The organism is Nesterenkonia lutea, assembly GCF_014873955.1.
In the GTDB taxonomy this organism is placed as follows: Bacteria; Actinomycetota; Actinomycetes; order Actinomycetales; family Micrococcaceae; genus Nesterenkonia; species Nesterenkonia lutea.
This window is the reverse complement of the sequence record NZ_JADBED010000001.1, coordinates 1,116,003-1,132,145: the sequence shown is the minus strand read 5'-3', so window position 1 is coordinate 1,132,145 and position 16,143 is coordinate 1,116,003. Positions and strand designations below refer to the sequence as shown.

15 protein-coding genes and 1 tRNA gene are annotated in these 16,143 nt (G+C 66.7%); 11 read left to right on the top strand and 5 right to left on the bottom strand.

Features of this window, described 5'->3' with window-relative positions; translation table 11 throughout:
• Positions 1-87 precede the first annotated feature (87 nt).
• From obgE to H4W27_RS05100, 11 genes are all read left to right on the top strand, one after another.
• Positions 88-1,758, top strand: a complete 1,671-nt coding sequence (obgE, locus tag H4W27_RS05150; protein WP_192594979.1) for a GTPase ObgE — start codon at positions 88-90, stop codon at positions 1,756-1,758.
• Positions 1,755-2,909 carry a glutamate 5-kinase gene (gene proB, locus H4W27_RS05145; RefSeq protein ID WP_192594978.1) on the top strand — a complete coding sequence of 385 codons (1,155 nt, stop codon included), beginning with the start codon at positions 1,755-1,757 and terminating at the stop codon, positions 2,907-2,909. The genes obgE and proB overlap by 4 nt, the downstream gene beginning before the upstream one ends.
• Before the next feature lie 2 nt (positions 2,910-2,911).
• Entirely contained in the window at positions 2,912-4,270 is a 1,359-nt protein-coding gene (locus H4W27_RS05140) for a glutamate-5-semialdehyde dehydrogenase (RefSeq protein ID WP_192594977.1), read from the top strand.
• A gap of 77 nt (positions 4,271-4,347) precedes the next feature.
• Entirely contained in the window at positions 4,348-4,533 is a 186-nt protein-coding gene (locus tag H4W27_RS05135; RefSeq protein WP_192594976.1) for a hypothetical protein, read from the top strand.
• Between the two features lie 5 nt (positions 4,534-4,538).
• Positions 4,539-5,189, top strand: a complete 651-nt coding sequence (gene nadD / locus H4W27_RS05130) for a nicotinate-nucleotide adenylyltransferase (protein WP_264080980.1) — start codon at positions 4,539-4,541, stop codon at positions 5,187-5,189.
• A gap of 127 nt (positions 5,190-5,316) precedes the next feature.
• Entirely contained in the window at positions 5,317-6,795 is a 1,479-nt protein-coding gene (locus H4W27_RS05125) for a hypothetical protein (RefSeq protein WP_192594975.1), read from the top strand.
• 12 nt (positions 6,796-6,807) lie between these two features.
• Complete coding sequence (gene rsfS, locus H4W27_RS05120) at positions 6,808-7,179, top strand: ribosome silencing factor (protein ID WP_192594974.1); 372 nt, start codon at positions 6,808-6,810, stop codon at positions 7,177-7,179.
• A 148-nt stretch (positions 7,180-7,327) separates the two neighbouring features.
• Positions 7,328-7,403 (top strand) — tRNA-Ala (locus H4W27_RS05115).
• A gap of 180 nt (positions 7,404-7,583) precedes the next feature.
• A complete protein-coding gene (locus tag H4W27_RS05110; RefSeq protein ID WP_192594973.1) occupies positions 7,584-8,573 on the top strand; it encodes an aldo/keto reductase in 990 nt (329 codons plus the stop codon).
• 146 nt (positions 8,574-8,719) lie between these two features.
• Positions 8,720-10,318 carry an NAD-dependent epimerase/dehydratase family protein gene (locus H4W27_RS05105; RefSeq protein WP_192594972.1) on the top strand — a complete coding sequence of 533 codons (1,599 nt, stop codon included), beginning with the start codon at positions 8,720-8,722 and terminating at the stop codon, positions 10,316-10,318.
• A gap of 152 nt (positions 10,319-10,470) precedes the next feature.
• Complete coding sequence (locus tag H4W27_RS05100) at positions 10,471-12,150, top strand: catalase (protein WP_192594971.1); 1,680 nt, start codon at positions 10,471-10,473, stop codon at positions 12,148-12,150.
• Positions 12,151-12,230: 80 nt separating this feature from the next.
• Here the strand turns inward: H4W27_RS05100 and H4W27_RS05095 are convergent, their stop codons facing one another.
• The 5 genes from H4W27_RS05095 to H4W27_RS05075 all read right to left on the bottom strand — a co-directional run bounded on the left by H4W27_RS05095 (position 12,231) and on the right by H4W27_RS05075 (position 15,856).
• Positions 12,231-12,488 (bottom strand): DUF7218 family protein, encoded by a 258-nt coding sequence (locus tag H4W27_RS05095; protein WP_225939012.1) that lies wholly within the window; start codon positions 12,486-12,488, stop codon positions 12,231-12,233.
• 48 nt (positions 12,489-12,536) lie between these two features.
• Positions 12,537-13,427 carry an SDR family oxidoreductase gene (locus tag H4W27_RS05090; RefSeq protein ID WP_192594969.1) on the bottom strand — a complete coding sequence of 297 codons (891 nt, stop codon included), beginning with the start codon at positions 13,425-13,427 and terminating at the stop codon, positions 12,537-12,539.
• Positions 13,428-13,524: 97 nt separating this feature from the next.
• On the bottom strand, positions 13,525-14,712 hold the full coding sequence (locus H4W27_RS05085; protein ID WP_192594968.1) for an alcohol dehydrogenase catalytic domain-containing protein: 1,188 nt from the start codon (positions 14,710-14,712) through the stop codon (positions 13,525-13,527).
• Between the two features lie 124 nt (positions 14,713-14,836).
• On the bottom strand, positions 14,837-15,292 hold the full coding sequence (locus H4W27_RS05080) for a DUF3054 domain-containing protein (protein WP_192594967.1): 456 nt from the start codon (positions 15,290-15,292) through the stop codon (positions 14,837-14,839).
• Between the two features lie 9 nt (positions 15,293-15,301).
• Positions 15,302-15,856 (bottom strand): DUF488 domain-containing protein, encoded by a 555-nt coding sequence (locus H4W27_RS05075; protein ID WP_192594966.1) that lies wholly within the window; start codon positions 15,854-15,856, stop codon positions 15,302-15,304.
• Positions 15,857-16,143 lie beyond the last annotated feature (287 nt).

Genomic DNA, 16,143 nt, shown 5'->3' with positions numbered 1-16,143 from the left:
TCCGCACGTACAGTCGAGGGTGGGCCCACTTGATGGGCCCACCCTCGACCTGTCTTCACCAGAATTTTCTTCAAGGAGTCTCCAGCCATGGCACATTTCGTCGACCGAGTGGTCCTCCACACCACAGGCGGTAACGGTGGCCACGGCTGCGTCTCCGTGCACCGCGAGAAGTTCAAGCCCCTGGGCGGACCCGACGGCGGCAACGGCGGCGACGGCGGCTCTGTGGTCCTGGTGGTCGACCCCCAAACCACCACGCTGCTGGAGTACCACCACCGGCCCCACCGCCACGGCGAGGACGGGGGAGTCGGACAGGGGGACCTCAGGCATGGAACGAGAGGTCCAGTCCTGGAGCTCCCGGTGCCCGAGGGCACGGTGGTCAAGGACCGAGACGGTCGAGTGCTTGCCGACCTGGTCGAGCCCGGCGCCCGCTACACCGTCTCCGAGGGTGGCCAGGGCGGGCTCGGCAATGCCTCGCTCTCATCGAAGAAGCGCAAGGCCCCAGGCTTCGCGCTGCTCGGCACTCCCGGTGACGCGAATGATGTCGTCCTGGAGCTGAAGTCCGTCGCGGACATCGCCCTGGTCGGCTTCCCCTCCGCCGGCAAGTCAAGCCTGATCGCCGCGATGAGCGCCGCACGTCCCAAGATCGCTGATTATCCCTTCACCACGCTGGTGCCCAACCTCGGCGTCGTCGAAGCTGGGGAGACGCGATTCACCGTGGCGGATGTTCCCGGACTCATTCCCGGTGCCGCGGAGGGCAAGGGCCTGGGACACGAGTTCCTGCGCCATGTGGAGCGCTGCGCCGCACTGGTGCATGTTCTGGACTGCGCCTCGCTGGAGACCGACCGGGATCCGCTGGGCGATCTCCGCGCGATCGAAGCCGAGCTCGCGGCCTACGCCCCGGACAAGGTTGAGGGCGCCGGCGGCACCGAAGACGCGTCTTCCAACGCTGTCCCCCTGAATGAGCGACCGCGTCTGGTGGCGCTGAACAAGACCGACCTGCCCGACGGGGCCGCCATGGCCGAACTGGTGCGTGCGGATCTGACCGCCCGCGGATACCGGGTCTTTGACGTCTCCGCGCTCAACCGCGACGGACTGCGCGATCTGGGCTTCGCCATGGCCGAACTGGTGCTCGAGGCACGCGCACAGCGCAAGATCGAGCCCGCACCGGTGCCGGTGACCGTGCGCCCCCGTGCCGTGAACCGCAAACAGTTCACCGTCACGGAGGAGTCCAAGGGCGGGGAGCCGCTGTGGCGTGTGCGCGGCGACAAGCCCGAGCGCTGGATCGTGCAGACTGATTTCGGCAATGACGAAGCCGTCGGCTACCTGGCTGACCGCCTGGTCGCGGTGGGCATCGAGGACGAGCTCTTCAAGCAGGGGGCCAAGCCTGGCGAAGCCGTGGTGATCGGGTCCGCGGAGGACGGCGTCGTCTTTGACTGGGAGCCGACCATGGCCGCAGGTGCGGAGCACCTGGGCGGTCCGCGCGGCACCGACCTGCGGCTGGATGATCATGCCAGACCGACTCGTGCTGAGAAGAAGCAGGAGCAGGCGGATCGTCGGGCCGCCAAGGTCTCCACTCGCGCCGAGATGGACGTGGAGTATCGCACCCAGGAGGGCGCTCCCACGAAGCGTCGTGATGACGGTGCACCCACCAGCGTCACGGACGAGGACGGCGTGGAGATCTTCTACCCGCACGGCAATCCCGATGACCTTCAGGACGAGGGCTTCGGCACGGATGAGGCCAAGGCCGACAACACATGAGCACCCCCCGCCTGACGGAGTCTCTGGTCGCCTCGCGGGCGGATCTGCGCAAAGCCAGGCGGGTGGTGGTCAAGATCGGTTCATCCTCGCTCACCACCCTCGATGGAGGCATCTCGGTGGATGCGCTGAACCGCCTGGTCGCCGACCTCCAGGTGCTGCGGGACCGGGGGACCGAGGTCGTGCTGGTGTCCTCCGGTGCCATCGCCGCCGGTCTCGCACCGCTGGGGCTGGGCGCCCGACCTGCCGACCTGGCCACCCAGCAGGCGGCGGCCGCCGTGGGCCAGGGCCTGCTGCTGGCCCACTACACACGTGCCTTCGCCCAGTACCAGACCACCGTCTCGCAGGTGCTGCTCACCGTGGAGGACCTGATGCGGCGCACGCAGTACACCAATGCGCTGCGCACGCTGGAGAAGCTGCTGAGCCTCGGTGCCGTGCCCGTGGTCAATGAGAACGACGCCGTGGCCACCCACGAGATCCGGTTCGGTGACAATGACAGGCTCGCCGCGCTGACGGCAAACCTGCTCCGCGCCGACGCGCTGATCCTGCTCTCCGATGTAGATGCCCTCTACGACGGGCCCCCGGAGAAGGGCGGGGAGCCAGTGCCCCACGTGTCGGGCCCTGAGGACCTGCGCGGGGTGACGCTGGGCCGTCGCGGCAAGGCCGGAGTCGGCACCGGCGGCATGGTCACCAAGGTCGAGGCCGCGCAGATCGCCGCCTCCAACGGCATCCCGGCGCTGCTGACCTCCGCGTCGAACGCCCGCCGGCTCTTCGCAGGAGAGGCTGTGGGAACCTTCTTCGGCGCCCGCGGTCGACGCCGCGGGGCGCGCTCGGCCTGGATCGCTCACCTGGCACACCCCAAGGGTCGGCTGATCATCGACGATGGGGCGATCGTCGCCGTCGTCGAGGGACGCAGCTCTCTGCTGTCCGCTGGGATCGTCTCCCTGAGCGGAGACTTCGAAGCCTCGGATCCGGTGGAGATCACCGACCGGGCAGGCACCGTGCGGGCCAGGGGACTGGTCGGCTACTCCTCCACAGAGCTGCCGCAGATGCTTGGCCGCTCCACCGCGGAGCTGAGCGCGGAGCTGGGTCCAGAATATGAACGAGCAGTGATTCATGCAGATGACATCGTCCGCATCGAGACTAGGCTGTGAACATGGCAGAGGAACAGCAGAAGCACACCACCGAGCAGACCTCCGACGAGAGCAGCGATCAGGAGCAGGTCGAATCCGGGATCCGCGAGGTCACCGCAAGGGCCCGGACCGCCTCGCGCGGCCTCAACGCGCTGGACCGCGAGCACAAGGACCGGACCCTGTCCGCGGTGGCCTTCGGACTGCGTGAATCCGTGGTCTCGCTGACCCGGGCCAACGATGAGGACCTCGAGCGCGGCCGTGAGGCAGGTCTCAGCAGGTCCCTGCTGGATCGTCTCGCGCTGAGCGAGGACCGCATCGAGGCCCTCGCCGCGTCCGTGGAAGAGGTCATGGGGCTCAGCGATCCGGTGGGGCGGGTGCTGCAGGGACGCACTCTGCCCAACGGCCTGCGGCTGACCCAGGTCAGTGTTCCGCTGGGCGTGATGGGCGTGATCTACGAAGCGCGTCCCAATGTGACCGTGGACATCGCCGCGCTCGGACTGAAGTCGGGCAACGCGGTCATCCTGCGTGGCGGTTCCGCAGCGCAGAAGACCAACGAGATGCTGCTGGCCATCATCCGCGAGGCTCTGCGGACCACCTCGGTCCCAGTGGACGCCGTACAGTCCATCGACAGCTACGGCCGTGCCGGGGCGACCGCTCTTATGACCCAGCGAGGCTCCGTGGACGTGCTCATCCCTCGGGGAGGACGCGAACTCATCCAGCACGTGGTGCAGAACTCCCGCGTGCCGGTCATCGAGACCGGCGAGGGCAATGTCCACATCTTCATCGACGCCAACGCCGATCCCGAGACCGCGCGCAGCATCGTGGTCAACTCGAAGATCTCACGCCCGAGCGTGTGCAACGCCGCCGAGACGCTGCTGCTGCACTCCGAGGCTGAGGACGCCGGCCGAGAAGTGCTGCGTGCCCTGTTGCGCTCCGGGGTGCACCTGCACGTGGACCCCCGGGCGCGCGAATGGCTGCCCGCCGAGGAGCCGGCCGATCTCGCCCAGGACCGCGCGCCCTTCGGCACGGTCACCGACGTCAGCGACGAGGACTTCGCCACCGAGTTCAACGATCTCGAGATGGCGGTCGGGATCGTGGAGTCCCTGGACGAGGCGATCAGTCACATCGGTCGGTGGACCACCGGGCACACCGAGGCCATCGTCACGGATTCTGTGGCGAACGCGGACCGCTTCGTGACGGAGATCGATGCCGCTGCGGTCATCGTCAACGCCTCCACCCGGTTCACCGACGGCGGGCAGTTCGGCCTGGGGGCCGAGGTCGGGATCTCCACGCAGAAGATGCACGCGCGAGGTCCGATGGGCATGGCTGAGCTGACCACCACAAAGTGGGTCGTGCGCGGCGAGGGCCAGGTCCGTCCGTGATTCCCGTAGACTGAAGACCGAGAATTCGTCGTCATCCCATCGTTCGTCCTGTCGTTCGTCCCAAGTGAGGGAGAAGCATGCTCAACCTGCACGTGCTCGCCACCGTCCTGGCGGCCGAGACTGAAGAACACAGCGCGCTGCCCATCGAGGCGCACTGGTTCGGCATCATCATGTTCGCCCTTCTGCTCCTGCTCCTGCTGGTGACCCTCGGTTTCGCCAACAAGGGCCGCGAGCTGCCTGCTCAGGCACACAGCGATCACTGACACCCTTGGTCAACCGTCACCCGCGGGTCGCCGCCACCGCTGAGCGGGCCCCGGGTCCACTGCGCCTGGGCATCATGGGCGGAACCTTCGACCCGATCCACCATGGGCACCTCGTGGCAGCCAGCGAGGTGGCCACCGAGTTCGCCCTCGATGAGGTCATCTTCGTCCCCACAGGACAGCCGTGGCAGAAGGCCGGCCGCAAAGTGGCTGAGGCAGAGCACCGCTACCTCCTCACTGTGGTCGCCACGGCCGCGAATCCCCGCTTCACGGTCTCCCGCGTCGACATCGATCGTGGGGGAGCCACTTACACGATCGACACGCTGCGCGACTTTCGTGACATGTACCCCGATGCGGAGCTGTTCTTCATCACCGGCGCCGATGCGATGGCCCAGATCATGTCCTGGAAGAACGTCGAGGAGCTGTGGGAGCTTGCCCACTTCGTCTCCGTCACGCGACCGGGCTACACCTCAGAGGACTTCGGACGGACCAAGGAGATCTCACTGATGGAGATCCCGGCGATGGCGATCTCCTCCACGGACTGTCGGGGGAGGGTGCGGGAGGGAAAGCCCGTCTGGTACCTGGTTCCCGACGGAGTCGTGCAGTACATCGCCAAGCATCGGCTGTATCAACCGGATTCCGCCGACTCCGCGCGTTGACCATGCCGTGCGGCTGCGCCCCGGCATACGATGGAATCCGGTGCTCCATCGATGAGACCGATCAATTCGCAGGCAATGCTCTGGCTCGGGCAGCACAGTCTGACCAGAGCCTTCAGGAGGCTGGACGATGACCGCAGAGAACACCGAGTCGAGTGACGCCTCGGGCGGCGATGACCTGCGCGCCAGGTATCTCCCGGTCTCCCGCAAAGAGCTGCGTCGGCGTCGTGAGGCAGAACTGGCGGAAGAGCGCGCCGCCCAGAAGCCCGTCGCCGGGGTGCCCGCAGACGAAGAGTCCGAGGACCGCGCGGGCGTCGCCGGCACACCGCAGGGCGCCGAATCCGCTGAGACGCCCGGAGGTGTCGAGGAGGATGCGGCCGCCGCCGATGAGGATGCGGCCGCCGCCGATGAGGATGCGGCCGCCGCCGAAGAGGATGCGGCCACCGCCGAGGAGGAAGAGACGTCCCCCGGTGCCGCACCGAGCGCCGTCGCCGCGGAACCCTGGGGCTTCGCCGAGCCGTGGGGCTTCACCGTGCCGCACCCGGAGTCTTCTGAAGCTCCAGATGGCGCTGCGGACTCCTCCGCTGACGAAGGCCGAGACGAAGCTGCCGCGGATCTCGAGTCGGAGCTGGACGATCTCTCCGGGGCTGAAGACGCGGGCCTGCCGGAGGACCGAGCAGAGTTCGAGGCAGAGGACGCCGCCGAGGCTGGAGGAGACCAGGAGGCGCAGGCCGCCGTCTCGAGGACCGCGCACCTCGATGCGGGTGCCGAGGAGGAGACTTCCGGCATCACGGATGAGGAAGGCTCGGACGAAGCCTCCGAGGAAGACATCGACGACCTTGAGGAAGACCGGGACGAGGCAGAGTCCGGTCTGGACGCTGCTAACCGCGACGCCGATGCGGATGTGGACGCGGATGGCGATTCGGATGTGGACGCGGACGCCGATGCTGGTGCTGACGAGCTCTCCACTGAGTCCGCGCCGGCCGGAGCGCTCAGCCTTCCCGAGCCGCCGCGGACCGAAGGGCAGTCCGGCGCCGCGCCGCTGCGCCCGCAGGATCTGCCCGGCACCGAGGCCGACGACCAGGACGAGGCGCCGGTGCCCGCCTCGCGGAAGTCGCGGCGCGGACTGCGCCTGACCGAGACCATGTCCGTCCTCTCGGAGGAGAAGCTGGCCGAGCTCAATGAGCTCAACCGTGCGGTGATCGCCGCCGACGATCCCAACCGCGTAGATCCCGAGCTGCTGAAGAAGCAGCAGGCCCTCGCGGCTCGAGCCATGCAGGCCAATCAGGAGCGTCGCCGCCAGGAGCAGGTCGAGGCCGAACAGGACGAACGCATGCGTCGTCGTCGGCTGCGTCCGGAATCGGACGTGATCACGCGCAAAGCCCTCCGCGCCCACATGGAGTCGGATGAGGCCGCCGAAAACACCGACTATGCCACCGGATCGATCGAGCCGATCCAGGCGCGCGGGGCCCACGGACTCGAGATCGACGCGATGGTCGAACACAGCACCCGCCAGGGGGCGCGCCAGTCCATGATGGGCTGGCTTGTGATCATCCTCGCGGTGCTGCTGGTCATCGCCGTCGGTGTCGTTCTCTCATTCATGCTCTAAGCTTGGACGTCTATGGCTATCACCGAACTTGTGCTCACCGAACTCCGCACCGCCGCCGCCGCGGCCGCGGACAAACTCGCCACGAACATCGTAGGACTGGATGTGGGGGAGCGGCTGGGCATCACGGACGCCTTCCTCGTCTGTTCCGCGCCCTCAGAACGCCAGATCGGCGCGATCGTCGACGAGGTCGAACGCCAGCTCAAAGAGGTCCACGGCTCCGCGCCGCTGCGCCGCGAGGGACGCGGCACCGGAACCTGGGTGCTCCTGGACTACGGCCACATGGTCATCCACGTCCAGCACGAGGAAGAGCGCGCGGTCTATGGACTCGACCGGCTCTACGCAGACGTCGACCAGGTCGACCTCCAGCTTCCCGCCACGGAGTAGATCCTGCGCTAAGCCCCAGGTCAGCGCCGGAGCGACGGTCGTTTCCGAGCGCGCCACCTCGATTTGCACAGCACTTCAGGTACACAGTACAGTAGGGGAGTTGCCGCGGCCCGGATGCTGATTCGGGTCAGGCGATGACCAGAAGCATGGGGGTATGGCGCAGCTGGTAGCGCGTCCGCATGGCATGCGGAAGGTCAGGGGTTCGAATCCCCTTACCTCCACCATCAGAGCTGAGGCCCGAAGTCCACACCGGACTTCGGGCCTCACTCGTCTCTGCACCTTCTGACGGCTGCACCTTCTGACCGCGACGCGCCCTGTGCGATGCACCCCGTTGACCCTCGTGACCGCCTAGGACCAGGGGTAAGGTGGAGCTCAACGTCACAGTCAACCTCGGAGGTTCCTCTATGCAGCACCGTGTCCTGGGCCGCACCGGCCGCGAAGTGTCCACGATCGGTCTCGGCACCTGGCAGTTCGGGGGAGACTTCGGCGAGGTCGCCGAGGCCGATGCGTTCGGCGCGATGGATGCGGCGGCCGAGGCGGGGGTCACCATCTTCGACACGGCCGATGTCTACGGCGACGGGCGCAGCGAGGAGCTGATCGGGAAGTGGCTGACGCAGAACCCCTCCTGGTCTGGTCTGGTCGCGACCAAGATGATCCGCCGCGCCCCCGAGCCCAGCCTCGCGCACGCCACAGCGGAGAACTTCCAGTCCTGGGTGGACCGCTCCCGACGGAACCTCGGGGTCGACACCCTTGACCTGGTTCAGCTGCACTGCCCAAGCGATGATGTCTTCAGCTCCGATGCCGTCTTCGACCGCCTGGACGCGCTCGTCGAATCAGGCGCCATCGCCCACTACGGCGTCAGCGTGGAGACCACCGATCAGGCACTGAGCGCCATCGCCCGCCCGCACGTCGCCTCGGTCCAGATCATCCTCAACGCCTTCCGTCAGAAGCCCCTGGAGCGTGTGCTGCCAGCCGCACAGGAGGCCGGGGTGGGCATCATCGCCCGCGTCCCGCTGGCCAGCGGACTGCTCAGCGGGCGCTACACCAGAGAGACCACCTTCGCGGCGTCCGACCACCGCAGCTACAACCGATCTGGCGAGGCCTTCGACATCGGAGAGACGTTCTCCGGAGTGGACTTCGCCACCGGCGTGGAGGCAGCCGCCGAATTCTCCGAGCTCGCCGAGCGCGAAGGTCTCAAGCCGACGACGGCGGCGCTCGCCTGGGTCACCCAGTGCCCGGGTCTGAGCACTGTCATCCCCGGCGCACGCAACGCCGAGCAGGCGCGCCAGAATGCCGAGGCCGGCGCGGCCGCGCCCCTCTCCGAATCCTTCCAGCAGGCGGTCAGGGAGCTCTACAGCGCCCGCATCGCGCCGACAGTGCACGATCGCTGGTGAATCAGTGCCGCTGGGCGGATCAGTGCCGTTTGGTGATCCACTGCTCGTGGTGAGGCACTGTTGAGCGTGGCACCAGGCTCTCGATGAAGGCTGGGCGCGGGCGCTGACCTGCCCGGGCCGGGAACTTTCAACCCACAGGAGGACGCATGCGCATCGCGGTGGTAGGAGCAACAGGAAACGTCGGAACCGCGGTGCTCCGACATCTCAGCGGACGCGCAGAAGTGGACGCTGTGCTCGGCATCGCCCGCCGACTTCCGGACACCTCCGTCGAGCCCTATGGCAGTGCCCAGTGGCACCAGGCCGACATCCAGTCCAGCGATGTCATCCCCGAGCTGGCTGACGCGCTCCGGGGATACGACGTCGTGATCCACCTGGCCTGGCTGATCCAGCCGAACAGTGAGCGCAGCCTGCTGCGGCGGGTCAACGTCGACGGAACTCGTCACGTGCTGGAGGCGGCGGCGCGCGCGGGCATCAGGCAGGCTGTGGTCGCCTCGTCGGTCGGGGTCTATTCCCCGGTCGAGGACGCCACCCCTCGCGACGAGACCTGGTCCACCGAGGGCGTTCCCGGTTCCCACTACAGCGAGGACAAGGTCGCCCAGGAACGGGTCCTGGACGAGTTCGAGCAGCAGCACCCCGACTTCTCGATCGCACGGCTCCGGCCCGCACTCGTGTTCCAGCGCGGTGCAGGATCCGAGATCCAACGGTATTTCATCGGCAGCATCGCACCGGTCCAGCTGCTGCAGATCTTCCGTCCACCGGTGCTCCCGCTGCCCAGCGGGGTCCGGGCCCAGGCCGTCCACGCCGATGACCTCGCTGCCGCCTATGCCCAGGCGGCGCTGCTGGGCGCCCACGGTGCGTTCAACATCTGCGCAGATGATCTCCTGGACGGAAAAGGCCTCGCGGACGTCATCTCCGGACGAAGCCCAGCTGCCGTGCAGGTGCCGCTTCCCGCCTCAGTGGTGCGCGGGCTGATCAAGGCGGCACACCGGGCCCGGGTGCTGCCCATGGATGAGGGCTGGCTGGATCTTGCACGCCACGTTCCCGTGATGGACTCGGGCAGGGCCAGGGAGCAGCTCGACTGGTCCCCGCGGCACACCGCGGCCCAGGCCCTCGAGGAGCTCATCGAAGGCCTGGCGGCGGGGGAAGGGCACCCGTCACTGCCGCTGCGCCCACGCGATCTGCAGGTTCAGGACAGGTCCGAGCTTCCGCCCACGGATCACCTGGTGGGTGAGCAGGTGGATCCAGTGCTGCTGCGCCACTACATGGCCGATCACCTTGCCGGAGCCACCGCCGGAGTCAATCGGATCAAGCGGATGGCGGCCGACTATGTGGACACCCCCGTCTTCCCCGAGATTTCGGAGGCTGCCGAGGCGATCCGGCGTGAGCGCGGCTTCCTCATCGAGCTGATGAAGCGTCAAGGGTTCCCCCGAGCCATCGGCTCAGCGGCAGTGGCCTGGGCGGGGGAGCGAGCCGGACGGCTCAAGCCCAATGGACGCCTGCCCCTGGACCGCTCTCCCTCCACGCTGGTTCTGGAGGCTGAGATCATGCTCTCGGCCGTCACCGGCAAGCTTCATGGCTGGTCCACGATGAAGGATCACGCTGAAGCCCTCGGCGTCGACCCCGGGGTGTTCCAGGCGCTCATCGACGACGCAGAGGTCCAGCGAGAACAGCTGGAGACAGTTCACCGCTATGCCAGGCACCGGGCGTTCCGTCCGGCTCGGGACACCTTCGACAAGACACGGTGACCTCGCAGTTCTGAACTACTCGTAATAACAAGGTGATCTTGCTAAGCTCGGAGAGTCCACCCCATCAGCCTGTCCGACATGCGTCGGACCAGTCCGCGCACCTGTGAGTCTCCGTGATTCCAGCGCCGGACCGCAGCGAAGAGGAGAACGAATTGGCACAGACCGATCCGATCCTGACCACTCGGCAGGGCCACCCTGTCACCAACAACCAGAACCAGCGCACCGTCGGCAGCCGCGGTCCCGCCACGCTCGAGAACTACCAGTTCCTCGAGAAGATCAGCCACTTCGACCGGGAGCGCATTCCGGAGCGCGTGGTCCACGCCCGCGGCTTCGTGGCCTACGGCGAGTTCGAGGCCACCGGCATGATCGGTGATGAGCCGGCGTCGAAGTACACCCGCGCCAAGCTCTTCCAGGAGGCCGGCAAGAAGACCGACCTGGCCATCCGGTTCTCCACCGTCATCGGAGGACGCGACTCCTCCGAGGCCGCCCGTGACCCGCGCGGCTTCGCGGTGAAGTTCTACACCGAGGACGGCAACTGGGACCTGGTGGGCAACAACCTCTCCGTGTTCTTCATCCGCGACGCGATCAAGTTCCCCGACGTGATCCACTCGCTGAAGCCGGATCCGATCACCTTCCGCCAGGAGCCCAACCGCATCCTCGACTTCATGGGTCAGACGCCTGAGTCGATGCACATGCTGACTCACCTCTTCAGCCCCCGCGGCATCCCGGCGACCTACCGCCACATGGAGGGCTTCGGCGTCAACACCTACAAGATGGTCAACGCCGAGGGCCAGACCGTCCTGGTGAAGTACCACTTCCACCCGCGCGCCGGCGTCGCCTCGATGACCGAGGCTGAGGCCGCCAAGGTGCAGGGACAGGATCTCGGGCACGCATCGAAGGACCTCTACGAGGCCATCGAACGCGGAGACTTCCCCCAGTGGGATGTCTACGTCCAGATCATGGAGGATCACGAGCATCCCGAGCTCGACTGGGACCCGCTGGATGACACCAAGATCTGGCCGGAGGATCAGTTCCCGCTGCGCGAGATCGGTGTCATGACGCTGAACCGCAACGTCGATGACTTCCACAACGAGAACGAGCAGATCGCCATGGGCACCGGCGTGCTCGTGGACGGCCTGGAGTTCTCCGATGACAAGATGCTCGTGGGCCGCACGTTCTCCTACTCGGACACCCAGCGCTACCGCGTGGGACCGAACTACCTGCAGCTGCCGGTCAACCAGCCCAAGGGCCGCAACGGCAAGGTCTACACGAACCAGCGCGGGGGACTCATGTCCTACGGCAATGATGTGCACCCCGAGCAGAACCCGCACGTGAACTACGAGCCCTCCATCCACAACGGACTCCACGAGTCACCGGAGCCGCAGCCCAATGAGGCGCCGGCAGTGGGCGGACAGGTCGTCCAGGCGAACCTTGATCGTCGCAACGACTACCTCCACGCCCGGGGCCGCTACAACACCATGATGGACTGGGAGCGTGACGAGCTCATCAATGTGCTCACCGGCATGCTGGAGCAGTCCGAGCGCGACGTGCAGGAGCGCATCGTCTGGCACTTCTTCATGATCCACGATGACTACGGTCAGCGGATCGCGAAGAACATCGGCCTCACCGTCGATGATGTGAAGCACCTCGGGCCGCTGGCCGTGCAGGACTTCACCGAGGAGGAGAAGCAGCGCCTGGCCAACCTCGGCAACAACGGGGACACCATCGACCCCGAGCAGTGGGGCACCTGGACCTCGTCCGTGGTCAACCACCAGGTCTCCGCCGAAGACGTGCTCTCCGGCAAGCTGGGAAGCCTCACCTACAGCGAGTGACCGCTGAGCTCAGCGTCTGAGCACAGCAATGGCCGGGGCCCTGACATGGGTCCCGGCCATTGCTGTGTGTTCCAGCCGACTCAGTGGTCGCGCAGTGCCTTGACCAGTTCATCCTTCTTCATGTCTGAGTAGCCGGTGATGTCGAGCTCCTTGGCCCTGTCGCGAAGCTCCGCGACAGTGCGGTCCTCGTAGTTGGCGGCTTCACCGCCCTTCTCACCTTCGCGGCTGCGACCTTCCTTCGCCGCCGCGTTGGCGATGCGGGCGGACTTCTCCTTGGAATTGCCTTCTTCACGGAGACGTTCGTAGAGTTCTTCGTCCTTGATCGGGGATCCTGCCATCGGAGACTCCTTTCTCGTCGGTCCTGCGGGCATCTCTGGAGACCTGGGTCAGAAGCCCTTGCCGCCGGTGACCGGAATCACCGAGCCGGAGACGAACGAGGCTTCTTCGCTGGCGAGGTAGACATAGGCTCCGGCAAGTTCGGAGGGCTGTCCCGGGCGCCCCAGGGGGGTGTCCTGTCCGAACTGGGCGACCCCGTCGAAGCCTGTCGCCGGGATGAGCGGGGTCCAGATCGGGCCGGGGGCCACGCCGTTGACCCGGATGCCCTTCTCGCCGAGCTCGGACGCCATCGCCTCGATGAACGCGACCTGTGCCGCCTTGGTCATCGCGTAGTCGAAGAGCGGGGGCTTGGGCTCCGCCGCCTGGATGGAGGTCGTCACGATGATCGAGGCGCCGGGGTTCAGATGCGGCACGGCCTCCCGGGTGATGACGATGTGCGCCACGAGGTTCGTCTCGAAGACCTTCCGCACCTCAGCGGTGGGGACGGAGTCGATGCCGTCGCGGGCACGCTGATAGGCGGCGTTGAGGATCAGCACGTCTATTCCGCCGAGGTCCTCCACAGTGCGCCGAACGATCTCGACCGCATTGGACTCCTCGGTGATGTCCACCGGGTAGGTGAGGCAGGTGCGCCCGGCTTCGCGCACGTGAGATGCCGTCACCTGCGCATCTTCCTCCTCCTCGGGGAGGTAGGCGATGGCCACGTCGGACCCTTCACGAGCGAAGGCGATCGCGGTGGCGCGTCCGATCCCGGAGTCGCCTCCGGTGATCAGCGTCTTTCTCCCCTGGAGACGTCCGTGCCCGGTCCAGCTCTGCTCACCGTGGTCAGGGGTCGGGCCCGTCGGGCCGGTATGGCCCGGCTGGTCTGTCTGCTCCTGCTCGGGGAGGTCGCTGTGCCGGTGTTTGGTGCGGGGGTCCTGCATGGAATTCGGATCAGTGCTCATATCTGTATCCCTTCGAGACTCGTCAGTGTGGGCTCAGCCCACGGAGGGTCGTGTTCAGATGTTCGCATGTTCAGGCTGTTCAGGCCGTGCACGCTGTTCAGGCCGGGGAGAGCGTGGGGTCCAGCACGACCTTGATGCAGCCGTCCTGCTTCTTCTGGAACATCTCATAGGCTCCGGGGGCGTCGCCGAGTGGGAGGGTGTGGGTGATGAAGTCGTCCACGCCCAGCGGGTCGGCGGGATCCTCGACCAGCGGGAGGATCTTGTCGACCCAGTTCTTGACGTTGGCCTGCCCCATCTTGACGGTCAGCTGCTTGTCGAAGAGCGTGAGCAGCGGCAGCGGGCTGGCGGAGCCGCCATAGACTCCGCTCAGCGAGATCGTGCCGCCGCGGCGGACCAGTTCGATCGCAGAGTAGAGCGCCGCCAGCCGGTCGACGCCGACATTCTGCATCATGGCCTTGCCGGCTGCATCGGGCAGGAACTGCGCTGAAAGCTGGGCCGCCTTGGCGATGGGGGAGCCGTGGGCTTCCATTCCCACCGCGTCGACGACGCCGTCGGGGCCGCGCCCCTCGGTGGCTTCACGGATCTGCCCGATGGACTCCTCGCCGGTGTCGAAGACCATCACGCCATGGCGAGCGGCCATCTCGCGCCGCTCAGCGACGGGGTCGATGGCGTAGACCTTCATCCCCAGATGCTTGGCGATGCGGGCCGAGAACTGCCCGATCGGGCCGAGTCCGACGACGGCGACGCTGTCGCCGCGCTGCAGCCCCGTGTACGCGACCGCCTGCCAGGCAGTGGGCAGCACATCCGAGAGGAAGAGGTACCGGTGGTCAGGCAGCTCACTGCCGACCTTGATCGGGTTGTAGTCCGCATGCGGCACCCGCAGGTACTCGGCCTGTCCGCCCGGGACCGCGCCGTAGAGCTGGGAGTACCCGAAGAGCGGGGCACCCATGCCCTGATCGCGGACCTGAGTGGTCTCGCACTGGGTCTGGAGTCCGCGCTGGCACATGTAGCAGCTGCCGCAGGCGATCTGGAAAGGGATGACCACGCGGTCACCGGCCGTCAGATTCGACTGGGAGCCAGCCTCGACGACCCGCCCCATAGGTTCGTGGCCGATGATGTCCCCGGCAGTCATGAACGGGCCGAGCACTTCATAGAGATGCAGATCCGAGCCGCAGATCGCGGTGGAGGTGACTTCGATGATCGCGTCATTGGACTGCTGGATCACGGGATCCGGGACGGTCTCTACGCTGACCTTGCGGTGGCCCTGCCATGTCACTGCTTTCACGGTGCGTCTCCTTGGCTCTGTTGACGTCAGAGCGGGGGAGAGTCATGCATCACTCCCGCGCTCACCCTTACAGACTCCACGTTATCGACGTGCACCTTGGCATTGCCTGGACGGGACCACAGGGTTAGCCCGCAACCGCATTTCCTCGCGATTCGAGCACCAGTCCGCTGAGCACTCGCCTTCCGGCGAGCAGGGCGCCCAGCACGCCCAGAGTCACCAGGATGAACGACGCCTGCGCCCCTCCGGTCTCACTGAGGACCCTCAGGACCATGCCCAGTGCGACAGTGCCGAGGATCACCACGACGCCGTCCGGCCAGAGTCGGGACGGGCTGCGCCAGAAGCGCACGACGAGCGAGCTGGCCAGGAGTCCGAGGAGGAACGGTGTGGCGGTCTGCAGCACATCGACGACGGCCAGGCCCGTCTCGTGGTTGCGGTTGCCCATGGCGGCGAAGCCGAGCACCAGCAGGCCATCCACGAGCAGCAGCAGCCACGGAAGGGGGCGACGCGCGGATCCCGCAGACCGGATGGCTGCACCATCGGTCTCGGCACCGGCGGAGGAGGATCGTGGAGCCTGGACCATCACACCAGGCTACCGCTGAGTGTCCGGGTCTTCGGAAGCCGGATATCTGACCACGCGGTCTGGACCGATCTCCGCGCCGGGGCTCGGCTGCGCGTCGTCGACGCGGCCCGGGCCGAGGATATGCATGACATCGTCCTCATGTGCGAGGAGGTGATCAGCGATGATCCTCCGGTGGCAGCGCCACCACACCGCCTCGGAACACATCACCGCGGTGCGACCGGCGCCTCCTGCCTCACGCAGTTCGGCCAGGGCCTGGCCGAACTCGGCCGTGAGCGCGTGGTCGGCGTAGTTGTGGAAGCTTCGGTTCGTCCACCAGGCGTTCACGGCGAAGGGGACGTCATGACTGACCGGCCGGCGTCCGGTCAGTCCAGTCGCACGTCGGAACCCGATTCCTAACTCATCCAGGGATGCGGCGAGTGCATCCTCGTCGAACTGGGGATACCGGGTGGAACCCGGGAGCCTTCGGACATCCACGACCAGTTCGACGCGGGATTCTCGGAGCAGCTCGAGGAATTCGACGAGCGTGCGGTTGGAATGACCGATCGTGAAGAAGGGCGTGCTCATTGACCAACCGTAGCGCGCACCAGTTGTCAGTCGACTGAGCCCGCTGCACTGTGAACACACAGGGATGCTGGAGCGGGGTCCGCCCAACGCAACCTGACATAATGTAGATTATCGGCGCTTTAGGAACAGGCGAAGCTTCCGGGGGCGATGGCGCCTGGATTCCTCTGTGTGAATCCTTGCTGTGTGAATCCTTGCTGTGCGGAGTCCTCCTGTGCGCAGTCCTCCTGACCGGCACGGCGGCTCGCCGTCCGTCTGCCTGGAACGATGAACGCCCGCCTACGACGCTG